This is a genomic window from Stutzerimonas stutzeri, assembly GCF_002909485.1.
GTDB lineage: Bacteria > Pseudomonadota > Gammaproteobacteria > Pseudomonadales > Pseudomonadaceae > Stutzerimonas > Stutzerimonas stutzeri_AH.
Genome location: NZ_PPXG01000006.1, coordinates 105594 through 126432, shown reverse-complemented (window position 1 = coordinate 126432; position 20839 = coordinate 105594). Strand labels below are relative to the sequence as shown.

Below are 20839 nucleotides of genomic sequence, written 5' to 3'. Positions count from 1 at the left end.
TCGGTGACCTTTGCCGGGCGAAACCGTTTCAGGAGACCGCCATGAACCCCATGCTTCGCCTCGCGCCGGTATTGCTTGTCGGCGCCTTCAGCCTCCCTGTAGCTGCCAAATCCTGCTATGTGCATAGCGAAACGTCCGGCGCGGTACCGGCGCCGGTAGTGACGGAGCAATGCTTCGAGTTCCACGGTCTGGACAAGGAGGACGCCATCGACTGGGTCTGCCAGGACAACGAGGCGGTGAAAAACTCCAGCCGTGAGATCCGCGACAGTTGCCCTGAGGGTCACTTCGGTATCTGTACCGCAGCGATGACCCCGGAGACGCTGGCCAACGAGCGCGCCACCGGCAGCCAGGCGAAAAACGGGACCTTGCCGACCCAGGTGAATGACGATGCGACGATCATCACCTATCACTACCACGCCAGTGATAGGGCCCAGGCCAAGATCGATTGCGAGAGCGCGGGGGGCAACTGGTCGCGCTAGCGGACTGCTCGGGCAATCTTTGCTGACGAAGTCAATGTCCGACTGATTTGTTCAACCGTGCATGGGCGGGGATAATCCCGCGCTTTGCACCTATGAGTGGTTGAACCATGAAGCTGAGTCTGCTGAGTCTGCCCCTGATTGCTGTCCTGGCGCTGACGGGCTGCGATCGGGTCGACCCCAATTCCCCGCTGGGCAAACGCAAGGCGATCTATCAGGCGATGCTCGATACCAAGGAAGACCTTGGCGGCATGCTGCGCGGGCGCATTCCCTTCGACGTAGAGGCGTTCAGCGCGGGCACCGTCAAACTTGATGAGCTCTCGCGGCAGCCTTGGCAGCACTACCCCGAGGTCAAGGAAAAGCAGAGCGACGCGCGGGATGATGTCTGGCAACGTCAGGAGCGCTTTAACGAGATGGCCCGAGCACTGGAGGCGACTACCGCTGAGCTGGTCGACGTAACCCGCGCGGCATCCGTCACCGCACAAAGCGTGGCGCCGGCCTTTCAGCAAGTCGAGGATGCCTGCGAAGCCTGCCACAAGGAATTCCGCGCTTATTGAGGCGGGTCAGCGACGTAGCGTGTCGAGTTTTTCTCGAGACTTGGCCAACTGATTGCGGCGCAGCTCGATCAGTTGCGCGTCGCCAGTACCCAGTGCTTCACGTAAAAGCGTCTCACGTCGTTCCACCTGTCGGTTGATGTGCTCATATTCGACCTGTCGTGGATGCAGTGCTACCAGGCCCTGGCACTCTCCGGTCAGAGACTGCAGCTCGGCGTTGAGTTGCGTCTGGCGCAGCTTGTCGCCGAGCAGGCGTGCCTGCTGCAGCTGTGCACGCAAGGACTGGCGTTGCTCGTGGCATTGGGTCTCGGCTTGTGGTGCCGCTGCGGCTAGCGGGCTGATGGCAGTGCTGCCGATCAGCAGGGCAATGGGCCAATGTCGCAAAGACATGCCTCGCCTCCATAATTGTTATCCAGCCCCTATCGACCGCGCGGAGCGGCGAAAGTCCCCTAGAAACCTGAAACGCCGACCGCGCGCAATCTGTCGCGCAGCGGCTGCAGCTCCGCCGTCCGGAAGAACGCCTGCAACTGTCGCGCGCGCGCAGGTCCGACGCCAGGCTCGGCCTGCCATTGCGCAATACTGCGTGCGGCCAGTGCGTCCCAATCGGTTCCCTCAACGAGTGGCACTGCGACGGGTATCCCTAGCGCCTTGAGCCATTGTTCCGGCGACCTTTGCCGAGCCAGGGCGAAGCTCGCGGTCAGCTTGCTGGCGCGCGCTCTGCCGATGCCTGGCACCTGTTGTAGCGTTACTGCATCCAGTTCCAGCCAGGCGAGCAGGTCGGGCAGCAGCCCAGCATCCAGAAGCGCTTGCCAGTTGCCGGCACCGAGCCCGGGAAGGCCGAGGCCCTGCTTGCCACTTAGCCACGCCAGGCGGGCGATGAACTGCTGCTCACAACCGCGAGTCGGCTGCCAGCAACTGTGTGCGTGATAGCGCGTAGCGTCTGGAGCCGCCACCTCAGTTCGTTCAGTGCTGCGCCAGACCACCGAGTCGAGTTGCGGAATGGTCTGCCCCGCCAGCGCCACTGCAACCTGGTCGCCGGGTCGGACATCCAGCGCCTCCCAGCGGTCGAGCGAGCCCAGGCTGAGGGTGCGGATGTGGCGATCATTGAGATGGACCGGCGCGAGCTGCAGCATTGGAGTAATACGCCCGGTGCGACCTATGCGAAAGTCCACGGCGCGAACCTCGGTCACTGCCTTGCGCAAAGGATGCTTCCACGCTGCCGCCCAGTACGGGTCAGCCTGCCAGCGATCTGCCGGCGGGCGCTGGCTTTGTCGCAACACCACGCCGTCAGTGGCGAACGGCAAGGGCTGGCTATACCAATGCTCGCGCCAATGCCGCGCTTGTTCGATATCCCGCAGCGGCAGGCTGAAACGCTTGCTGTCAGCAAAGCCCATTGCAGCCAGCCCAGCGAGGCGGGCGGTCATCGAGTCCGGGCCGTTTGGCCAGTCCCAGACGAACAGGCCGATCTGCTTGGCCGTGTCGCCCGGCAGCTGTCTGCTTGCCATCGCTCCGGCTACGCGACTGCGTGCGCCGGCGCTGCCATGTGCCGCTTGCACGTGCTGCTCCAGGCGCCAGTAGAGCTCGCCCTGCAGAATTACCTCGCCTGTCTCTGCTAGTCGTGTTGGAACCGCCGGTAGCCGCCGGGCGTTGCTCGTCCAATCCTGACCAGTGCGTCCGTCGCCACGACTGATGGCTTGTTGCAGCTGGCCGTTGCGATACACCAGGGTGACCGCTACGCCGTCTACCTTGGGCTGAATCCAGAGGTCGTTACGCCGCTTGATCCAGTCGCCAACCGCTTGCTCATCAGCGAGCTTGACCAGCCCGGTCTGCCTGACCGGATGCGTTAGCGGGCCGCCGGCTGCGCCTAGCGGATCCGGCTGCGACTGGTCGGCGGCAGGGAAGCAGCGCTGCCAGTCGTGCAGGCGAGCGCGGCTCTGGTCGTAGATTTCGTCATCTACCAACGACACGCCGTTGCGGTGATAGGCCTCGTCCCAATGATTGAGTTGCTGCTGAAGGCCGAGGATCTCCTGTTGCGCTTGTTTGTCGTCCCAGGTCGGGCAGGCAGCAAGACAAAAGGGTGAGAAAAAGCACAGCGAAAGTGCAATCAAACGTTGCATGCGAGCGTCCTTGCTCAGATGGAATGGGGCTAGCCGTCGTTCATTGAAGGCCTACCTATTATTGTCGCTGGCTCGGCGAAGCGAAGCCGTGCGTCAGCGCATACTGAACAGTTCCTGATGGAAATCCGTGGCTGGCAAACCGTGGTGCTGCAGGTCCTTGCGCAAAGCCTGGCCGAATGCGGCCGGGCCGCAGAACCAGACATCGCTCTCCCGCCATTGCGGCGCCAACTGGCGCAACCGCTCGGGGGTCAGGCGCTCGCCTTCGCTGGCGACCAGCATGTGCAGGTGTACCTGCGCGCGCTCCGCCAATTGTCGGACACGCTCGATAAAGCCCTGATCCGGTTCGCTGGTGCAGTAGAAAAGATCGACGTTGCTGCCCGCCCCGCGCTCGGCTAGCGCCTGCAGCCGGCCGATGAACGGTGCGATGCCGATGCCGCCGGCGATCCAGATTTGTCGGGGTTTATGGCTGTGGAAGGCAAAGCAGCCATAGGGCCCTTCCACCTTAACCAGATCGCCCACTTTCAGGGTGTCCGGCAGGGTGCGGGTGTAATCACCGAGGCCTTTGATCGAGAAGGCCAACTTGCCATCGTTGCACCATGCCGATGACAGGCTGAAAGGATGAGGGCCTTCATTTTCGTCGAAGGTCACGAAGGCGAATTGCCCGGCCTCATGCCCCGGCCAGGCGCCGTCGAGGGCGATGTCGACACGCAATACATGGTTGCCCCGATGATGGGTGAGGTGGTCGATGCGCCCCACCACCTGATGCTTGCGGCCAATGCGGCGCAGCAGGGAGATATAGGCTGCTGCCGACCCGGCAGCCATCATCACACCGAGTACCAGACCCAGCGGCGACGCCCAGTACGCCGGAGGCGTCAACACTGCCGAATGCACCACCAGCGCCAGATAGACCAGCGCCAGCCAGCGGTGCGTTTTGAAGAACCAGCGGTAGGGAAACCGCTTGAGCAGCGCCAGCACGAGCAACGCCGCCGCCGCATAGAAGGCCCACTCACCGATATCCTCGGCGATGCCGTGAAAATCGTGTAGCACTCCGGCTATACCTTCGCTGACCTGAGCCGCACCGCGTCGCGCCGGCTTTTCCAGCCAGCCAAAGCCGACCAGCCATTTCGGTATCTGCGCCCACGCCCAGTGCAATGTCCCTAGCACCAGCGCGCTGATGCCCAGCCACTTGTGCAGTCGGTAGGTCTTGTCCAGACCATCGAAGAAATGCTCGAACCTACTTGGGCGGGCTGCCAATACCATCGCAACGCTCATGGCGCCCATGGTGAGCACGCCGCTGTAGTTGACCAGCGTCTTGCGTAGCGGCCAGAACTGATAGCGCGTCATGACAAAACTGTCGACCAACAGCCACAGCAGGGTCAGTCCGAGGAACAGGGCGACGTATGTCAGTTTTATCGGTCTCATCTTGGGCCTCATCGCTGATGTTCTGTATGTCAGCGTTCCGTGAGCATGAGTGCCCAGCCGCGCAGTCGCTATGATCGCGATCATTACTGCCTACGGCTGAGCGAAAATAGCCGCTGCCGGTCTACAATTCTGCCCCCTGATTTCCTCGAAGAGACGAGCCCGTGCAACCAGTGATCTCCATCGAGCAGCTCACCAAGACCTACGCGTCCGGCCATCCGGCGCTCAAACGCATCGACCTCGACATCCGCAAGGGCGAAATCTTCGCCTTGCTCGGACCTAACGGCGCGGGCAAGACCACGCTGATCAGCATCATCTGCGGCATCGTCAATCCGGGCACTGGCCGCGTGCTGGTCGACGGTCACGACATCGTCCAGGACTACCGCGCCGCACGCTCGAAGATCGGGCTGGTGCCGCAGGAGTTGTTCAACGAAGGCTTCGAAAGTGTCTGGGCTACGGTGCGCTTTTCGCGCGGGTTGTTCGGCAAGGCGCCGGACGATGCCTTTCTGGAGAGGCTGCTGCGTGATCTGTCCCTTTGGGACAAGCGCAATGCACGCATTCAGGAGCTCTCAGGCGGCATGAAGCGTCGCGTGATGATTGCCAAGGCGTTGTCCCACGAACCGTCGATCCTGTTTCTCGACGAGCCCACCGCCGGCGTCGATGTCGAGCTGCGCCGCGACATGTGGGAGATGGTCCGCGGTCTGCGCGAGCGCGGTGTGACCATCATTCTCACCACCCATTACATCGAGGAGGCCGAGGAAATGGCGGACCGCATCGGTGTGATCAGCCGCGGCGAGATCATCCTTGTCGAGGACAAGGCCGAGCTTATGCACAAGCTCGGCAAGAAGCAGCTGACCCTGCATCTGCAGCGTCCCTTGGCGGAGATTCCCGCAGAGCTGGCGAGCTATCCATTAGAACTCACCGATGCCGGCAACCAGCTGGTGTTCACCTTCGACGCCCAGCATGAGGACACCGGCATCGCCGAGCTGCTCAAGCGCCTGGCTGCCCACGGCATCGATTTCAAGGACCTGCAGTCGAGCCAGAGCTCGCTGGAGGAAATCTTCGTCAACCTAGTTCACGGTCGCTGAGGGAAAAACCTGCATGAATTTCTACGCGATCCGCGCGATCTACCTGTTCGAACTGGCGCGCACCTGGCGCACCCTGTTGCAGAGCATCGCCACACCGGTGATCTCCACTTCGCTGTACTTCGTGGTCTTCGGATCGGCCATCGGCGCGCGCATGGAAGCGATGCACGGCATTCCCTACGGGGCTTTCATCATTCCTGGCCTGATCATGATGGCGCTGCTGACCGAGAGCATCTCCAATGCCTCGTTTGGCATATACATGCCACGCTATTCCGGGACCATCTACGAGGTGCTCTCGGCGCCGGTTTCTTACGTCGAGATCGTTATCGGTTATGTCGGCGCAGCGGCGACCAAGTCGCTGGTGCTCGGCGTGATCATCCTCCTCACGGCACGCCTGTTCGTCGACTACCAGATCCAGCACCCATTTATGATGGCGCTGTTCCTGGTGCTGACGGCGATCACCTTCTGCCTGTTCGGCTTCATCATCGGCATCTGGGCCGACGGCTGGGAGAAGCTGCAGATAGTCCCGGCGCTGATCGTCACGCCGCTGGCCTTCCTTGGCGGCAGCTTCTATTCCATCGAAATGCTGCCGCCGCTATGGCAGAAGATTACGTTGTTCAATCCGGTGGTGTATCTGATAAGCGGATTCCGCTGGAGCTTCTACGGTGTTTCGGACATCAGTGTCGGCGTCAGCCTGGCGATGATCCTTGGCTTCCTCGCCGCCTGCCTGCTGGCGGTTTGGTGGATATTCAAGACCGGGTATCGGTTGAAGAACTAGGCCGCAAACAAAAACGCCCGCAGATGCGGGCGTTTTCAATGACGGCGTCGACGCTTACTTGCCGAACATCTTGCCCAGGCCGAGAACTGCGTCCTTGGCTTGGGTGACGGCCTGGACCTTCTCGTTCACCGCGGCGGTTTCATCGCCAGCAGCGTTGGCTGCCAGGCCGTCAGCATTGAGCTGGGCGCAGCCGCCATCAACCTGATTCAGCGCGTTGTTGAGCTTTTCGTTGCCAAGCATCTGGCCAAGCAGTTTGCCGGTTTCCAGATTGCCTTGCTGGGCGGCCAGCTGCTGTTCGCACTTGGCCTGCACGTCAGTGGTGGCAGCCTGCAGCGAGGCGCTGGCGAGGACAAGGGCGGTGCAGCCGAAGAGATGGGAAATACGCATGAAAACCTCCTGTAAGAGCCGATCACGGCATGTGATCGATCGAGTCCATTCGAAAGGGCGGCGATGATAGCGTTTGGCCTTTCGCTGGGGAAGGCTCTGCAGCGGGCGTTTTCGTGATGCGGTCCTGGTTGTTGGCTAATTGGTGTGCACGCTCGCTGAACGCTTGCCTTGCCTGCCCATAGCGCTAAAAGAAAACCCCGCTCGGCTTGCACCGGCGGGGCTCTTCATTTCGCATGGGCTGTTACAGGCGAGCTGCAGCGCGCAGGGCGTCCGCCTTGTCGGTCTTTTCCCAAGTGAAGGCGGTGAAGGTGTCGCCACCAACCGTCATCTCATAGGGCTCGCGGCCGAAGTGGCCATAGGCTGCAGTCGCTTTGTACATTGGATGTAGCAGGTCGAGCATCGTGGTGATCGCGTAAGGACGCAGATCGAAGTGTTCGCGCACCAGCGCGACGATCTTTTCATCGCTGAGCTTGCCAGTGCCAAAGGTGTTGACCGAGATCGAAGTCGGCTGCGCCACGCCGATGGCGTAGGAAACCTGGATCTCGCAGCGCTCGGCCAGGCCGGCAGCCACGATGTTCTTCGCCACGTAGCGACCAGCGTAAGCGGCCGAACGGTCGACCTTGGATGGGTCCTTCCCGGAGAAGGCGCCGCCACCGTGACGGGCCATGCCGCCGTAGGTGTCGACGATGATCTTGCGCCCGGTCAGGCCGCAGTCGCCCACCGGCCCGCCGATGATGAACTGGCCGGTCGGGTTGATGTGGAACTGGGTGTCCTTGTGCAGCAGCTCGGCTGGAATCACGTGCTTGACGATCAGCTCCATCACCGCTTCCTGCAGGTCGGAATGCTTGACCTCCGGGTTGTGCTGAGTGGAAAGCACAATAGCGTCGATGCCGACGACCTTGCCGCCTTCGTAGCGGCAGGTGACCTGGCTCTTGGCATCCGGACGCAGCCACGGCAGCAGGCCGTTCTTGCGTGCTTCGGCCTGGCGCTCGACCAGTGCGTGGGAGAAGCGTATCGGCGCGGGCATCAGCACGTCGGTTTCGTTGCTGGCGTAGCCGAACATCAGGCCCTGGTCGCCGGCGCCCTGGTCTTCCGGTTTGCTGCGATCAACGCCCTGGGCAATGTCCACCGACTGCTTGCCGATGATGTTGATGATGCCGCAGGTGGCACCATCGAAGCCGACTTCCGAGCTGTTGTAGCCGATGTCGATGATGACGTCGCGCACCAGTTGCTCCAGGTCGACCCAGGCGCTGGTGGTGACTTCGCCGGCAACGATCGCCACACCGGTCTTGACCATCGTTTCGCAGGCCACACGGGCGTGCTTGTCTTCGGCGATGATGGCGTCGAGCACCGCATCGGAGATCTGGTCGGCGATCTTGTCCGGATGCCCTTCGGACACGGACTCAGAGGTAAAAATCGAATATTCGCTCATCTATCGGTTTCCTATTACCGGTGGGTGAGGCGGTCATCAGCGGCGGACCGGGAAAAGTACCGGGCCTGGATCTGAAAACCGTTCTTCAAACCAATGTAGAGACTCTCGCCGGGCGTGAGCCCCGCGGCATCGGCCCAACGGGCCAGATCGTCCTGTTCGAACCCCAACCATAGATCGCCGCAGGCCTCCCTGGCCCAACTCTGGTTGTGGCTGCACAGCTCGGTGACCAGCAGACTGCCGCCTGCGTTCACCAGCCGTGCCAGTTGTTTCATTGCCTCGCCTGGCGCCGCCAAGTGATGCAGTACCATGTTCAACACCACGCAGTCGGCCGGCGGGCAGTCATCATGCAGGGCGTCGGCGAGCTTCAGCTCGACGTTTTCCAGCCCCGCCTCTTCGCAACGCGCGCGGGCCAGATCGAGCATGGCCGGGCTGTTGTCCAGCGCCACCACGCGTGCGAAACGGCGCGCCAGCTCCGGCAGGAAGCTGCCATCGCCGGGGCCGACCTCCAGTGCCGTGGCGCTGACGTCGAAGTGCAGTGCATCGAGAAGCGCCACCACGCTGTCGCGGTACTGCGGCAAGCCGGCGATCAGGTCCTGACGAGCCTGAAAGCTGTCGGCCATGCGTGCGAAAAAATCCTCGCTGGCCGCGCTACGCTGGGCGTGGACAGCGGCGATGCGTGCTTCGATCTCCCGCGGTAGCTCCAGGCGGTCGGCTTCCTCGAGCAGCGCCGCGTGCAGCTTGCCGCCCAGGCTATCCGCCTGCGGCAGGCTACGCCGATAGAACACCGCATTGCCTTCCCGGCGGGTTGCCAGCAAGCCGGCCTGGGTCATGACCTTGAGGTGATGGCTCATGCCCGATTGGCCGATGGCGAAGATCTGTGCCAGCTCCAGAACGCCGAACGAATCGCTGGCCAGCGCACGTAGTACGTTCAAACGCAGCGCATCACCACCGGCCTTGCACAGGGCGGCGAGCGAATCACTGGCGTCGAAACGGATCTGGGGAATGCGCAGGCTCATAAGCGGCGCAGTCTAGTCGGTCACTTTTCGTACAGCAAGGGCAATATCAAAAAGTTTTGATATTGCCCTGATGAGAGCAGGGTTACTGCAGCAGGCGAGACAGCCCTAGCGTGCAAGACACCAGGCCAAGCCCGATGAGGAAGTAGTTGGGCAGGATATCCAGTAGGCGCTGGATCAATCCTTCGCCCGCCAGGCGCCGGGAGAGCAGGCTGTAGGCCAGCAGAATGCTCAGATCGATCACCGCCCAGATTACGATCAGCACCGTCGCCTGCGGGGCGAACGGCTGCGCGGGCAGGATGAAGCCAGGCAGAAAGGCGAGGAAGAACAGGATGTCCTTGGGGTTGGACAGGCCTACCGCCATGGCACGCCAGAAGTAGTGTGCTTCGCTGCGTGTTGGCGTGGTGGTTTCACTGCGACCGCCACACAGGCCGTCACAGCCCAGCCAAATCAGGTAAAGGCCACCCAGTATCTGTCCGGCTTCGAGCACCAGCGGGTCGAGGTCCAGGGCCAGGTAGATCATCACCAGTGCAGCGATCATCAGTATCTGCGCAGACACCGCGCCGCCGAGAATCGTCCACAGCGGCCAACGGCGGCGGGCGTCGGCTACCACCAGGGCCACCACCGGGCCGGGGGAGGCGATCAGCAGGGCAACTGCGGCGGCGAAGGCGAGATAGGTGGCGTTCATAATTCGGTCACCAGGCCGAACACCCGGCTGCGTTTGCCCAGACGTTCTGCATAGAAATTCGGATTAGTAATGGCGAAGGCGCGCTGGATCCAGCGATCACTACCGTCGAAGCGCGCGCTGAATGGGCTGCGGGCATGGGCGGTACGGCGGTTGTCGATGATCAGCATGTCGCCTCGGTTCAGGCGCACCGGCTCGACCACCTCCCACGCAATGGCGCGCAGCTTGTCCATCAGGTGTTGTGCGCGGCTGCTGAAGGCCAGCATGAATTGCGGGTCGAAGCGAAAGAAGGGTGCATCCGGGTCGCCGTAAAGCACGGTCTGATGGCGGTTGATGTCGATGCGCTGGTTCTTTTCAGTGGGGCCGTAGTCGGAGAGGAAGTTGTAGGGTTCGGTGAGGAAGAACGACTGTTCCTCGAAGGTCAGGCGTTCGAGAATGCGTTCGATCGAAGCGATGTAGGTGACAGCCTCCGCGTCCGGATCCTGGCGCAGGCAGAGCAGGACCAAATAGTCAGGCAGCACAGCGTGAAAGGCGTTTTCCGTATGCAGGTCCAGTTCGGTGTCGAAGCTGTCCGAGGTTGCCCCGCGAGAATGGGCCTGCTGAGGGAAAAAGTTGTTGACGATGCAGCCGTCGGACTCCTGCAGGTAGCCGACCGGCTCGCCAAGCAGTGCGGTGGCTTGCAGCAGCAGTCGCTCGCTGCTGTCGTCGGGCTTGCAAAGATGGTCGCGGCTCTGTGGTGTGGGAGGGATGTCGCCTATAGGCAGGTTCTCGAGTGTCATGAAGCCTTTTTTGTTGCCGAACAACCTGAAGTTCAGGAGCCGGCCTATTTGCTCATGCTGCAGGGCGCCTTTCTCAACCGCATTGGCTAGAAGCGTCTCGTAATATTTGCTTTGCATGGCATCCTTTCCTGAGTCTTTTGGCATGGCAGGGCCTCGGGCGCGCTTGGACTCGGGCCTTTGCTGGCGCAGTATTGGGATGCAGCGAAGGATTGAAAAATGGAAAAAACACCCGATAAGGATGAGTTTTAGTCATGCCAGAATCTGCCGTCGAACACCCGCGCATGCCGCCTCTTTATGCGCTCCGCGCCTTTGAGGCAGCCGCGCGCTTCGGTTCATTCACTCAGGCGGCGCAAAGTCTGTTCATCACCCAGAGCGCGATCAGTCGGCATGTAAAAGCGCTTGAAGAGCACCTTGGCTGCCAGCTTTTCGAGCGGCGTGGCTCCCGGCTGCTGCTAACCGATGCGGGACGGCTGCTGGCGCAGGAGCTGAAGATCGGTTTTCGTACCATCGAAAACGCTTGCGTGGCCGTCACCCGTCAGCGGGGCGCGATGCGCCTCAAGGCGCCGTCGACGCTGACCATGCGTTGGCTACTGGGCACGCTGGAAGGCTTTCAGGTAGCCAATCCGCAAAATCGTGTGCAGCTCACCAGCGCCTGGATGGATCTGGATGCGGTGGATTTCAACAGCGAGCCGTTCGACTGCGCCATTCTGCTCGGCAATGGTGGTTTTCCCGCCGATTGGCGGCGGGTAAAGCTATTCGACGAGTGGCTGGTGCCGGTCTGTGCGCCGGAGTTGCTGGGTGCGATGCCCTGGACCACGCAGCAGCTGGCCGAGGCTGAACTCATCCATCCCTCGCGTGATTGTCGTGACTGGCGGCGCTGGTTGCAGCGTACCGGGCGGGCGGATCAGATCGCCTGGCAGCAAGGCAAACTCTTCGACACCCTCGAGCTGGGTATTTCTGCCGCGGCGCAGGGGCACGGGGTCTCGATCGGCGACCTCGCATTGGTCGGTGCCGAGCTGCAGCGCGGCAGCTTGGTGTTGCCCTTTGATCAGGCGGTGAAGTCCGGCGACAGCTATTACCTGGTCTGGCCGAGCGGCGGTGATGAGTCGGCGACCCTGATGCGCATGCGCGACTACCTGCTCGAACACCTACCGGATGTGACCAGTCAAGGCGTCGAGCTGTTGGATTGACGGCGCTGGCCAGGCCATTCAGTCATTGCCCCGGCTGCCCTCGGTAGGGGAAAATGGCCGCCTTTTTCTACGTACACCCCCGCAGGAGATTCAGCGATGCCCAGCCGTCGTGAGCGAGCCAATGCCATCCGCGCCCTCAGCATGGATGCCGTGCAGAAAGCCAACAGCGGCCACCCGGGTGCCCCCATGGGCATGGCGGACATCGCCGAGGTTCTCTGGCGCGATCACCTGAAGCACAGCCCGACCAACCCGCTATGGGCGGACCGCGATCGTTTCGTGCTGTCCAACGGCCACGGCTCGATGCTGATCTACTCGTTGTTGCACCTGACCGGCTATGACCTGTCCATTGAAGACCTGAAGAGCTTCCGTCAGCTGCACAGCAAGACTCCGGGTCACCCGGAGTTCGGCTATACCGCGGGCGTCGAGACCACCACCGGCCCGTTGGGTCAGGGCCTGGCCAATGCCGTCGGTTTCGCGCTGGCGGAAAAGGTCATGGCCGCGCAGTTCAACCGCGACGGACACAAGATCGTCGACCACAACACCTACGTGTTCATGGGCGATGGCTGCCTAATGGAAGGCATCAGCCATGAAGTCTGCTCGCTGGCTGGCACCCTTGGGCTGAACAAGCTGATCGCCTTTTACGATGACAACGGCATCTCCATCGACGGTGAAGTGCACGGCTGGTTTACCGATGACACCCCGCGTCGCTTCGAGGCCTACGGCTGGCAGGTGATTCGCAATGTCGACGGCCATGATGCAGAAGAAATCCAGATCGCTCTGCAAACCGCGCACAAGAGCGACCGTCCGACGCTAATCTGCTGCAAGACCATCATCGGCTTTGGCTCGCCGAACAAGCAGGGCAAGGAAGAGTCCCACGGCGCCGCCCTCGGCGACGCCGAGATCGCTCTGACCCGTGAAGCGCTGGGCTGGAAGCATGGCCCGTTCGAGATTCCCGCCGACATCTATGCCGAATGGGACGCCAAGCAGAAGGGCGCCGACGCGGAAAACGAGTGGAACAAGCGTTTCGCCGCCTATGAGACCGAATTTCCGGCGCTGGCGTCCGAGTTCAAGCGCCGCATGGCTGGCGAACTGCCGGCCGACTTCGCCGAGAAGGCGTCCGAGTTCATTCGTGAAGTCGCCACCAAGGGCGAAACCATCGCCAGCCGCAAGGCTAGCCAGAACTGCCTGAATGCCTTTGGCCCGCTGTTGCCGGAACTGCTCGGCGGCTCGGCCGACCTCGCCGGCTCCAACCTGACCCTGTGGAAGGGCTGCAAGCCGGTGGTCGCCGAAGATGCTTCGGGCAACTACATGTACTACGGCGTGCGCGAGTTCGGTATGGCCGCGATCATGAATGGCGTCGCCCTGCACGGCGGCCTGATCCCCTACGGCGCGACCTTCCTGATGTTCATGGAGTACGCCCGCAATGCCGTGCGCATGTCTGCGCTGATGAAGCAGCGTGTGCTCTACGTCTTCACCCACGACTCCATCGGTCTGGGCGAAGACGGCCCGACGCACCAGCCGATCGAGCAGCTGACCAGCCTGCGCACCACGCCGAACCTGGACACCTGGCGCCCGGCCGACACGGTCGAATCCGCGGTGGCCTGGAAGCATGCGGTCGAGCGCAAGGACGGGCCGAGCGCGCTGATCTTCTCGCGCCAGAACCTGCCGTTCCACGTTCGTGACAACGAAACTGAAGCGGCGATTGCCCGCGGCGGCTACATCCTGAAGAACTGCGCTGGCGAGCCGGAGCTGATCCTGATCTCCACCGGTTCGGAAGTCAGCCTGGCGGTGCAGGCTGCCGACAAGCTGGCAGAGCAGGGCCGCAAGGTGCGCGTTGTCTCGATGCCTTGCACCAGCGTGTTCGATGCCCAGGATGCTTCCTGGAAGCAGCACGTGCTGCCGGTCGAAGTCGGCGCGCGTATTGCGATTGAAGCGGCCCACGCGGACTACTGGTACAAGTACGTCGGCCTCGACGGTCGCATCATTGGCATGACCACCTACGGCGAGTCGGCCCCGGCCAACCAGCTGTTCGAGGAGTTCGGCTTCACCGTCGACAACATCCTCGCCGTCGCCGAAGAGCTGCTGGAGGACTGACTGCGAAGATGCGGTGGATGACCATGTCATCCACCCTACGAAGCCCCATCCGCGTAGGGTGGAGAACCACCAAGCGGTTTTCCACCCGCAGGACCGACTAATAACCCATGGCCAACGCCCGTCCCTATCGCGTCGCCCTCAACGGCTACGGCCGCATCGGCCGTTGCGTGCTGCGTGCTTTCTACGAGCGCGGCGCAGCTTTCGATTTTCAATTCGTTGCCCTCAACGATCTGGCCGACATGGCCAGCCTGGAGTACCTCACTCGTTTCGACTCCACTCATGGCCGCTTTCCAGGCGAGGTGAGCGTCGACGGCGACTGCCTGCATCTCAATGGGCACTGCGTAAAAGTGCTGCGTGAATCGACGCCGGAAGCCATCGACTGGCGTGCGCTGGATGTCGACCTGGTGCTGGAGTGCTCCGGCGCTTACACCAGCCGCGCCGACGGTGAGCGCTTTCTTGCGGCTGGAGCGCCGCGAGTGCTGTTTTCCCAGCCTATGGCCAGTGCGGCGGACATCGACGCTACGGTGGTTATGGGCATCAATCAGCACCAGCTGACCGGCGCCGAGAGGTTGGTCTCCAACGCTTCCTGCACCACCAACTGCGGCGTACCGCTACTCAAGCTGCTCAACGATGCGGTTGGTATCGAGTACGCCTCGATCACCACCATCCATTCGGCGATGAACGATCAGCCGGTGATCGACGCCTATCATCACGAGGATCTGCGCCGTACGCGTTCGGCATTCCAGTCGGTGATTCCGGTGTCCACCGGCCTGGCGCGCGGTATCGAACGTTTGCTTCCGGAACTCTCGGGGCGGATTCAGGCCAAAGCGGTGCGGGTGCCCACGGTGAACGTGTCCTGCCTGGACATCACACTGCAGACCGGCTGTGATACCGATGCGCGAACGATCAACCGGGTGCTGCGCGAGGCTGCCGAAAGCGGGCCTTTGCAGGGGCTGCTGGCATACACCGAGCTGCCCCACGCTAGCTGCGATTTCAATCACGATCCGCATTCGGCGATCGTCGACGGCAGTCTGACGCGAGCGTCGGGCCCGCGCCTGGTAAATCTGCTGGCCTGGTTCGACAACGAATGGGGTTTTGCCAATCGCATGCTCGACGTCACCGACCACTATTTGCGCGTGGCCAATCGCATCTAGCAGCCCGCGCCTGGAACATCGCTGCTTCTCGACCTTAAGGAAGACCAACATGACCGTTTTGAAGATGATCGATCTCGACCTCCAGGGTAAGCGCGTGCTGATCCGCGAGGACCTCAACGTGCCGGTGAAGGATGGCGCGGTGAAGAGCGATGCGCGCATCCTGGCCTCGTTGCCGACCATCAAGCTGGCGCTGGAGAAGGGTGCGGCGGTGCTGGTCTGCTCGCACCTGGGCCGCCCGGAAGAGGGTGTCTACAGCGAGGAAGACAGCCTCAAGCCGGTCGCCGACTACCTGTCCAAGGCGCTTGGCCGCGAAGTCCAGCTGGTCAAGGACTACCTGGAAGGCGTTGACGTCCAGCCTGGTGAACTGGTGCTGCTGGAGAACGTGCGCTTCAACAAGGGCGAGAAGAAGAACACCGACGAGCTGGCGCAGAAGTACGCTGCTCTGTGTGACATTTTCGTCATGGATGCCTTTGGCACCGCTCACCGCGCTCAGGGCTCGACCCATGGTGTTGCGAAGTTTGCCAAGGTGGCCTGCGCCGGCCCGCTGCTGGCAGCCGAGCTGGACGCCCTGGGCAAAGCGCTGAAGACCCCGGCCAAGCCAATGGTCGCCATCGTTGCTGGTTCCAAGGTGTCCACCAAGCTCGACGTGCTGACCTCCCTGGCGGACGTCTGCGACCAGCTGATCGTCGGTGGTGGCATCGCCAACACCTTCCTCGCCGCTGCCGGCTACAACGTCGGCAAGTCGCTGTATGAGGCGGACCTGCTGGATACCGCCAAGGCCATCGCCGCCAAGGTCTCGGTGCCGCTGCCGGTGGACGTGGTAGTCGCCAAGGAGTTCGCTGAAACCGCCGAAGCCACCGTCAAGACCATTGCCGACGTCGCCGATGATGACATGATCCTGGACATCGGCCCGAAGACCGCCGCCATGTTCGGCGAAATGCTCAAGGCCTCGCAGACTATTCTCTGGAATGGTCCAGTAGGCGTGTTCGAGTTCGACCAGTTCGGTAACGGCACCAAGGTGCTGGCAGAGGCCATTGCCCAGAGCCCGGCATTCTCGATCGCCGGTGGTGGTGACACCTTGGCGGCCATCGACAAGTACGGCGTGGCCGAGCAGATTTCCTATATTTCCACCGGTGGTGGTGCGTTCCTCGAGTTCGTCGAAGGCAAGGTGCTGCCGGCGGTCGAGGTGCTGGAGCAGCGCGCGAGCTGAATTAGGCAGTCGAGGTGACCTCGACGTATTTGCCTGTCGGCGCCGGATCCGCGGTGCCGGCAGTGCGCGGGGCAACCCAGACGTCTCGCCGTGGTCTTTGTTCTATCTGGAACAAGGAAAGGGGATGCACCATGCGATATGCCGTTGTTGCTATTTGCTGCCTGGGCCTGGCCGGTTGCGCCGGGAGTGCGTCGGATTCTGCCTGCCAGGTGCTCGACCCACCTGCCGCGATCGGACCGACCGCCGAACATGACCAGCGTGTCGAAATGCAGGCCACAGGCGATCCGACCATCACACAAGGCGGCTTGCAGGATTGCCCCTGATCGCCGTCAGCCAAGGAGAAGGAATGAACAAAGGCCTGCCCATGCTGATCGCAGCTTTGCTGCTCGGCGGTTGTGGCCACTGGCAGTCCGGTCCGGACGCGCCATTCGTGCGCTGGAAGTGCCAGAGTCAGCAGAACATCGCCTGGCGTTATGCCGACGACAAACGAACCGCTATCGACCTGAAAGTTGGCGATAGCGAGCGCATTCACACCCTCAGAAAGGAACCTGCCACGCGTGGCAGTTTCTATAGCGATGGCGTAGTCGCCTTCCACGACAAGGGCAACGAGGCGCTGGTATACCGCGTAGCCGACGACAAGGTGCTGGCCCATGGCTGCAGCGCGTCGCTCATCAGTATCTAGCGGTTAACGAGTACAGTTTGCCTTGCTAGCGCGGGGCATTGGATTGAAAGCGCTGGCGGGACGCTGGCAATTGCCGCTCCCGCCTCTACAATGCCGCGCCCAGGTGCGGCGCTTGAACAGCGTCGGCCACTGCGGCAGGCTCTACACGATCAAACGACCCAGACCGGGAGAAAGGAAAACATGGCACTCATCAGCATGCGCCAGATGCTCGACCACGCCGCCGAGTTCGGCTACGGCGTGCCGGCCTTCAACGTCAACAACCTAGAGCAGATGCGCGCCATCATGGAAGCGGCCGACAAGACCGACTCCCCGGTGATCGTCCAGGCCTCCGCCGGTGCGCGCAAATACGCCGGTGCGCCGTTCCTGCGTCATCTGATCCTGGCGGCGATCGAAGAATTCCCGCACATCCCGGTGTGCATGCACCAGGACCACGGCACCAGTCCGGACATCTGCCAGCGCTCGATTCAGCTGGGCTTCTCCTCGGTGATGATGGACGGCTCGCTGAAGGAAGATGGCAAAACCCCGGCTGACTACGAGTACAACGTGCGCGTGACCCAGCAGACGGTCGCCTTCGCTCACGCCTGTGGCGTTTCCGTGGAAGGCGAGCTGGGTTGCCTGGGCAGCCTGGAGACCGGCATGGCCGGTGAAGAAGATGGCGTCGGCGCCGAAGGAAAGCTGGATCACAGCCAGTTGCTGACCGATCCTGAAGAGGCGGCCGACTTCGTCGCCAAGACCAAGGTCGACGCATTGGCCATTGCCATCGGCACCAGCCACGGCGCCTACAAGTTCACCAAGCCACCGACCGGCGACGTGCTGGCCATCGACCGCATCAAGGCGATCCACGCGCGCATTCCGGAAACTCACCTGGTCATGCACGGCTCCTCTTCGGTACCGCAGGACTGGTTGAAGATCATCAACGAGTACGGCGGCGAGATTGGCGAAACCTATGGTGTGCCGGTCGAGGAAATCGTCGAAGGTATCAAGTACGGCGTGCGCAAGGTCAACATCGACACTGACCTGCGCCTGGCGTCTACCGGTGCGATCCGCGAATTCCTCGCCAAGCATCCCGGCGAGTTCGACCCGCGCAAGTATCTGGCGAAAACCGTCGTAGCCATGCGCGACGTCTGCATCGCTCGCTACGAAGCCTTCGGTACGGCCGGCAATGCCTCCAAGATCAAGCCGATCTCCCTGGAAGGCATGTTCCAGCGTTACGCCAACGGTGAGCTGGACCCGAAGATCAACTGATCTTCACCCAGACGTAAAAAAGCCCGCGCTATGCGGGCTTTTTCGTTTTTCCGCGCCGTGGCTTGATCAGCTGGCAAGCAACTGCTGGATCTGGCTGCGCAGCGTGTCCAGGGCGAAGGGCTTGGCTAGCACGGGGGCCGAGCGGGCGATGGGGCTGCCTGACTCAAAGATCTCGATGGGGTAGCCACTGATGAAGATCACCTTGAGATCGGGGCGCAGTTTGAGCGCCGGCTCGGCAATCATCACGCCCGACACATTGCCAGGCAAACGGAAGTCGGTGACCAGTAGATCTAGGTGCGGCTTGGTCGCCAGGATTTCGAAGGCCTTGGGCGCACTGTCCGCTTCCAGCACCTGATAGCCCTCGCTGGCCAGGTAGTCCGAAAGCAGGCTGAGGATATGCGGCTCATCTTCAACGAGCAGAACGATTTTTTGCAGTGCGTGGTTCATGATCGGTCTCGATGTTGCGTTACGTGCTGCGTGCCGAGCCCGTCGTTGCGACGGAGCCAGACAGGGTTTCGACAGGTTACGCGCTGCAAGTTTCAGTCCTGCAGTCGGACGGTCGTCGTTTTTGCCCCGTCACTGTGCGCTGCCGCACATCTGGCCGCTATCCTCGCTGCTTTGATGGCGGCGCTCAACGGCGCCCTTTGGTGAGGCTGCACGCTGGCTGTCCGGATAGAGCCCGCGGTACGCTGGCCATTCAGCTTTTGCAGGAGGACATCATGAGAGATCCGGACAGCGCGGCCCAGGGCACCCTCGACTACTACCGACAGAATGCGCAAGCCTTTCGCGAGGGGACCCGTGATCATGACGTCAGCCAGAACATTGATGCCCTTCTGCGTCACATAGAGGCAGAGGCGCCGCTGCGTATTTTGGATCTCGGCTGCGGACCGGGGCGCGACCTCAAGGTGTTGACGGCGCGCGGGCATATAGCGGTCGGCCTGGATGGCGCCGACGCGTTTGTCGAAATGGCACGCGCGGAGAGTGGCTGTGAAGTCTGGCAGCAGGATCTGTTGCACTTGAATCTGCCGGCTGAAGCTTTTGACGGCATCTTCGCCAATGCGGTTTTGTTTCATGTGCCGAGCGCGAGGTTGCCCAGCGTGCTCTCGCAGCTGCGCAACACTTTGAAATCGGGCGGGGTGCTGTTCTGTTCCAATCCGCGCGGTCAAAACGACGAAGGCTGGAGTGGCGACCGCTACGGTGTGTGGTACGACTGGCCGACTTGGCGCGAACGGTTATTGGAAGCCGGTTTTAGTGAACTGGAGCACTATTACCGCCCCCCAGGGCTGCCCCGCGCGCAACAAAGCTGGCTGGCAAGTGTCTGGAGGAAGATGTAGTTCTGCCCGCAGAATGCAACCCACCCTCCACCCTGTATTGCGTTTTGCACGGCTTAAGTCTTTGGCGTTTTTTGCTAAGTCATTGTTTTTAATGGATAAAAAACAAAAGCCAGGGTTGGCATGATCACTGCTCCGTTAACGTTCGCTGGAACTTAATTGGAGTACAGAACAATGACCGCTGCACAACAATACCTTACTGCCGCTTTCCCTGAGTTCGAAGTGCTCACCGAGCCCCGCCCGGATGGCGGACTGCTGCTTACCCTGCGCAACGACGACCGCACCCTGGTCAAGCGTGCGCTGTCGAAAGGGCAGACTCAGACCAGAATTCAGCTCGAGTGGGTGGTCAGCTCGGTCCGCCGAGATCTGGCGCTGGAGGCTGGGATGTCGCCTTCCATCGCTCACCTGCAAAGCCAGAGCCGTACCGCACTGCCCACATACGAGTACGCCTGAGCTATTTAGCTGCGGCATGCGCCGCAGCTGTTTTGAACCGGGCTGTGCGCTCGGTTCCTTTTACCGTGAAGCCGATGAGGATTGCCACATGAACGCCATCGACCTGTTGATTGAGGATCATGAGCGCGTGAAGGACCTGCTGACGCGTTTAACAGACTCCACTGAGCGTGCCGTGAAAACCCGCACCGAGCTGCTAGCCAAGCTGGAAATGGAAGTCAGTATCCATACCCAGTTGGAAGAGCAGATTCTCTACCCTGCCTACAAGGAAGCTGGCGGCAAGGAAGAGATCAAGATGTATCACGAGGCCAAGGAAGAGCACCGCGCCGTGGATTCACTTGTATTGCCGGATCTGAAGGCCACCGACCCTGGCAGCCTTGAATTCTCCGGACGCGCCAAGGTGTGCAAGGAGTTGCTGGAACACCATATCGAGGAAGAAGAGTCGGAGATGTTCCCGCAGGCGCGTGAGCTGTTCGACGCCAAGCGCCTCGAGGAGATGGGCGCGCAGATGAGCGAGCTTCGCGCGCAGCTCAAGAAGGAGCTGACCGCCAAGCAGGCGGCCTGATCTCTAACGCTTACCGGGACATCCCGTCCCGGTTGCTTGCCTTTGTTTGCTGACTAAACAGTCATCTTTGCTGACCTGTATCAATGCTGTTTCTTGCCGCCGCTGCGACCCTTGATGGCTTTACGGCATCACTTGACGCTACCTCTGCTCTGGACCCCTGACCGGCGAAAATGCCCTGGCTTGGAGGTATCAG

The 20839-nt window shown here is 61.7% G+C and carries 23 protein-coding genes; 14 read left to right on the top strand and 9 right to left on the bottom strand.

Annotation, left to right across the window (positions count from 1 at the left end; genetic code table 11):
• Positions 1-41 precede the first annotated feature (41 nt).
• A complete protein-coding gene (locus tag CXK91_RS15445; RefSeq protein WP_103457003.1) occupies positions 42-479 on the top strand; it encodes a hypothetical protein in 438 nt (145 codons plus the stop codon).
• A 107-nt stretch (positions 480-586) separates the two neighbouring features.
• Positions 587-1033 carry a c-type cytochrome gene (locus tag CXK91_RS15440; RefSeq protein ID WP_103457002.1) on the top strand — a complete coding sequence of 149 codons (447 nt, stop codon included), beginning with the start codon at positions 587-589 and terminating at the stop codon, positions 1031-1033.
• A gap of 6 nt (positions 1034-1039) precedes the next feature.
• Here CXK91_RS15440 and CXK91_RS15435 read toward each other — a convergent pair whose 3' ends face one another.
• The 3 genes from CXK91_RS15435 to CXK91_RS15425 all read right to left on the bottom strand — a co-directional run bounded on the left by CXK91_RS15435 (position 1040) and on the right by CXK91_RS15425 (position 4569).
• The gene (locus CXK91_RS15435; protein ID WP_103457001.1) at positions 1040-1420 is read right to left on the bottom strand and encodes a DUF1090 domain-containing protein; all 381 of its coding nucleotides are present in this window, start codon (positions 1418-1420) and stop codon (positions 1040-1042) included.
• A 59-nt stretch (positions 1421-1479) separates the two neighbouring features.
• Positions 1480-3147: an NAD-dependent DNA ligase LigB gene (gene ligB / locus CXK91_RS15430; RefSeq protein ID WP_103457000.1), complete on the bottom strand. Its 1668-nt coding sequence runs from the start codon at positions 3145-3147 to the stop codon at positions 1480-1482.
• Between the two features lie 93 nt (positions 3148-3240).
• Complete coding sequence (locus tag CXK91_RS15425; RefSeq protein WP_103456999.1) at positions 3241-4569, bottom strand: ferredoxin reductase family protein; 1329 nt, start codon at positions 4567-4569, stop codon at positions 3241-3243.
• Between the two features lie 161 nt (positions 4570-4730).
• Between CXK91_RS15425 and CXK91_RS15420 the strand changes: the two genes are divergently transcribed.
• Positions 4731-5654, top strand: a complete 924-nt coding sequence (locus CXK91_RS15420) for an ABC transporter ATP-binding protein (protein WP_103456998.1) — start codon at positions 4731-4733, stop codon at positions 5652-5654.
• A 13-nt stretch (positions 5655-5667) separates the two neighbouring features.
• Positions 5668-6429, top strand: a complete 762-nt coding sequence (locus CXK91_RS15415; RefSeq protein WP_103456997.1) for an ABC transporter permease — start codon at positions 5668-5670, stop codon at positions 6427-6429.
• 54 nt (positions 6430-6483) lie between these two features.
• On the opposite strand, the gene CXK91_RS15410 is transcribed toward CXK91_RS15415, so the two are convergent.
• From CXK91_RS15410 to CXK91_RS15390, 5 genes are all read right to left on the bottom strand, one after another.
• A complete protein-coding gene (locus CXK91_RS15410) occupies positions 6484-6816 on the bottom strand; it encodes a hypothetical protein (protein WP_103456996.1) in 333 nt (110 codons plus the stop codon).
• Between the two features lie 241 nt (positions 6817-7057).
• Positions 7058-8248 (bottom strand): methionine adenosyltransferase, encoded by a 1191-nt coding sequence (gene metK, locus CXK91_RS15405; protein ID WP_103456995.1) that lies wholly within the window; start codon positions 8246-8248, stop codon positions 7058-7060.
• A 14-nt stretch (positions 8249-8262) separates the two neighbouring features.
• A complete protein-coding gene (locus CXK91_RS15400; protein WP_103456994.1) occupies positions 8263-9264 on the bottom strand; it encodes an ArsR/SmtB family transcription factor in 1002 nt (333 codons plus the stop codon).
• An 82-nt stretch (positions 9265-9346) separates the two neighbouring features.
• Positions 9347-9949 (bottom strand): LysE family translocator, encoded by a 603-nt coding sequence (locus CXK91_RS15395; RefSeq protein WP_103456993.1) that lies wholly within the window; start codon positions 9947-9949, stop codon positions 9347-9349.
• Positions 9946-10842: a TauD/TfdA family dioxygenase gene (locus CXK91_RS15390; RefSeq protein WP_103456992.1), complete on the bottom strand. Its 897-nt coding sequence runs from the start codon at positions 10840-10842 to the stop codon at positions 9946-9948. Before CXK91_RS15390 ends, CXK91_RS15395 begins: the two co-directional genes overlap by 4 nt.
• 134 nt (positions 10843-10976) lie before the next feature.
• Here CXK91_RS15390 and CXK91_RS15385 point away from each other — a divergent pair, with 134 nt between their 5' ends.
• The 7 genes from CXK91_RS15385 (at position 10977) to fba (ending at position 18300) form a co-directional block, all read left to right on the top strand.
• Positions 10977-11915, top strand: coding sequence for a LysR substrate-binding domain-containing protein (locus CXK91_RS15385; RefSeq protein WP_103456991.1), 939 nt, complete (start codon positions 10977-10979; stop codon positions 11913-11915).
• A 96-nt stretch (positions 11916-12011) separates the two neighbouring features.
• Positions 12012-14009 carry a transketolase gene (tkt, locus tag CXK91_RS15380; RefSeq protein WP_103456990.1) on the top strand — a complete coding sequence of 666 codons (1998 nt, stop codon included), beginning with the start codon at positions 12012-12014 and terminating at the stop codon, positions 14007-14009.
• Between the two features lie 107 nt (positions 14010-14116).
• Positions 14117-15163: an erythrose-4-phosphate dehydrogenase gene (gene epd, locus CXK91_RS15375; protein WP_103456989.1), complete on the top strand. Its 1047-nt coding sequence runs from the start codon at positions 14117-14119 to the stop codon at positions 15161-15163.
• Positions 15164-15212: 49 nt separating this feature from the next.
• Entirely contained in the window at positions 15213-16373 is a 1161-nt protein-coding gene (locus tag CXK91_RS15370) for a phosphoglycerate kinase (protein WP_103456988.1), read from the top strand.
• Between the two features lie 131 nt (positions 16374-16504).
• Positions 16505-16696 (top strand): hypothetical protein, encoded by a 192-nt coding sequence (locus CXK91_RS22935; RefSeq protein ID WP_103456987.1) that lies wholly within the window; start codon positions 16505-16507, stop codon positions 16694-16696.
• Positions 16697-16719: 23 nt separating this feature from the next.
• Entirely contained in the window at positions 16720-17055 is a 336-nt protein-coding gene (locus tag CXK91_RS15360) for an MliC family protein (protein ID WP_103456986.1), read from the top strand.
• A gap of 180 nt (positions 17056-17235) precedes the next feature.
• On the top strand, positions 17236-18300 hold the full coding sequence (gene fba / locus CXK91_RS15355; protein ID WP_103456985.1) for a class II fructose-bisphosphate aldolase: 1065 nt from the start codon (positions 17236-17238) through the stop codon (positions 18298-18300).
• Positions 18301-18366: 66 nt separating this feature from the next.
• On the opposite strand, the gene CXK91_RS15350 is transcribed toward fba, so the two are convergent.
• Positions 18367-18747, bottom strand: a complete 381-nt coding sequence (locus CXK91_RS15350; protein ID WP_103456984.1) for a response regulator — start codon at positions 18745-18747, stop codon at positions 18367-18369.
• Between the two features lie 272 nt (positions 18748-19019).
• Here CXK91_RS15350 and CXK91_RS15345 point away from each other — a divergent pair, with 272 nt between their 5' ends.
• From CXK91_RS15345 to CXK91_RS15335, 3 genes are all read left to right on the top strand, one after another.
• On the top strand, positions 19020-19634 hold the full coding sequence (locus tag CXK91_RS15345; RefSeq protein WP_103456983.1) for a class I SAM-dependent methyltransferase: 615 nt from the start codon (positions 19020-19022) through the stop codon (positions 19632-19634).
• Between the two features lie 171 nt (positions 19635-19805).
• The gene (locus tag CXK91_RS15340) at positions 19806-20084 is read left to right on the top strand and encodes a DUF3509 domain-containing protein (RefSeq protein ID WP_003282682.1); all 279 of its coding nucleotides are present in this window, start codon (positions 19806-19808) and stop codon (positions 20082-20084) included.
• A gap of 88 nt (positions 20085-20172) precedes the next feature.
• Positions 20173-20646, top strand: a complete 474-nt coding sequence (locus CXK91_RS15335) for a hemerythrin domain-containing protein (RefSeq protein WP_103457176.1) — start codon at positions 20173-20175, stop codon at positions 20644-20646.
• Positions 20647-20839 lie beyond the last annotated feature (193 nt).

Excerpts from the sequence above, each read along its gene's own strand:
- CXK91_RS15445 (WP_103457003.1), top strand. The coding sequence starts at position 42 with ATGAACCCCATGCTTCGCCTCGCGCCGGTATTGCTTGTCGGCGCCTTC.
- CXK91_RS15440 (WP_103457002.1), top strand. The coding sequence starts at position 587 with ATGAAGCTGAGTCTGCTGAGTCTGCCCCTGATTGCTGTCCTGGCGCTG.
- CXK91_RS15435 (WP_103457001.1), bottom strand. The coding sequence starts at position 1,420 with ATGTCTTTGCGACATTGGCCCATTGCCCTGCTGATCGGCAGCACTGCC.
- ligB (WP_103457000.1), bottom strand. The coding sequence starts at position 3,147 with ATGCAACGTTTGATTGCACTTTCGCTGTGCTTTTTCTCACCCTTTTGT.
- CXK91_RS15425 (WP_103456999.1), bottom strand. The coding sequence starts at position 4,569 with ATGAGACCGATAAAACTGACATACGTCGCCCTGTTCCTCGGACTGACC.
- CXK91_RS15415 (WP_103456997.1), top strand. The coding sequence starts at position 5,668 with ATGAATTTCTACGCGATCCGCGCGATCTACCTGTTCGAACTGGCGCGC.
- CXK91_RS15410 (WP_103456996.1), bottom strand. The coding sequence starts at position 6,816 with ATGCGTATTTCCCATCTCTTCGGCTGCACCGCCCTTGTCCTCGCCAGC.
- metK (WP_103456995.1), bottom strand. The coding sequence starts at position 8,248 with ATGAGCGAATATTCGATTTTTACCTCTGAGTCCGTGTCCGAAGGGCAT.
- CXK91_RS15400 (WP_103456994.1), bottom strand. The coding sequence starts at position 9,264 with ATGAGCCTGCGCATTCCCCAGATCCGTTTCGACGCCAGTGATTCGCTC.
- CXK91_RS15395 (WP_103456993.1), bottom strand. The coding sequence starts at position 9,949 with ATGAACGCCACCTATCTCGCCTTCGCCGCCGCAGTTGCCCTGCTGATC.
- CXK91_RS15390 (WP_103456992.1), bottom strand. The coding sequence starts at position 10,842 with ATGCAAAGCAAATATTACGAGACGCTTCTAGCCAATGCGGTTGAGAAA.
- CXK91_RS15385 (WP_103456991.1), top strand. The coding sequence starts at position 10,977 with ATGCCAGAATCTGCCGTCGAACACCCGCGCATGCCGCCTCTTTATGCG.
- tkt (WP_103456990.1), top strand. The coding sequence starts at position 12,012 with ATGCCCAGCCGTCGTGAGCGAGCCAATGCCATCCGCGCCCTCAGCATG.
- epd (WP_103456989.1), top strand. The coding sequence starts at position 14,117 with ATGGCCAACGCCCGTCCCTATCGCGTCGCCCTCAACGGCTACGGCCGC.
- CXK91_RS15370 (WP_103456988.1), top strand. The coding sequence starts at position 15,213 with ATGACCGTTTTGAAGATGATCGATCTCGACCTCCAGGGTAAGCGCGTG.
- CXK91_RS22935 (WP_103456987.1), top strand. The coding sequence starts at position 16,505 with ATGCGATATGCCGTTGTTGCTATTTGCTGCCTGGGCCTGGCCGGTTGC.
- CXK91_RS15360 (WP_103456986.1), top strand. The coding sequence starts at position 16,720 with ATGAACAAAGGCCTGCCCATGCTGATCGCAGCTTTGCTGCTCGGCGGT.
- fba (WP_103456985.1), top strand. The coding sequence starts at position 17,236 with ATGGCACTCATCAGCATGCGCCAGATGCTCGACCACGCCGCCGAGTTC.
- CXK91_RS15350 (WP_103456984.1), bottom strand. The coding sequence starts at position 18,747 with ATGAACCACGCACTGCAAAAAATCGTTCTGCTCGTTGAAGATGAGCCG.
- CXK91_RS15345 (WP_103456983.1), top strand. The coding sequence starts at position 19,020 with ATGAGAGATCCGGACAGCGCGGCCCAGGGCACCCTCGACTACTACCGA.
- CXK91_RS15340 (WP_003282682.1), top strand. The coding sequence starts at position 19,806 with ATGACCGCTGCACAACAATACCTTACTGCCGCTTTCCCTGAGTTCGAA.
- CXK91_RS15335 (WP_103457176.1), top strand. The coding sequence starts at position 20,173 with ATGAACGCCATCGACCTGTTGATTGAGGATCATGAGCGCGTGAAGGAC.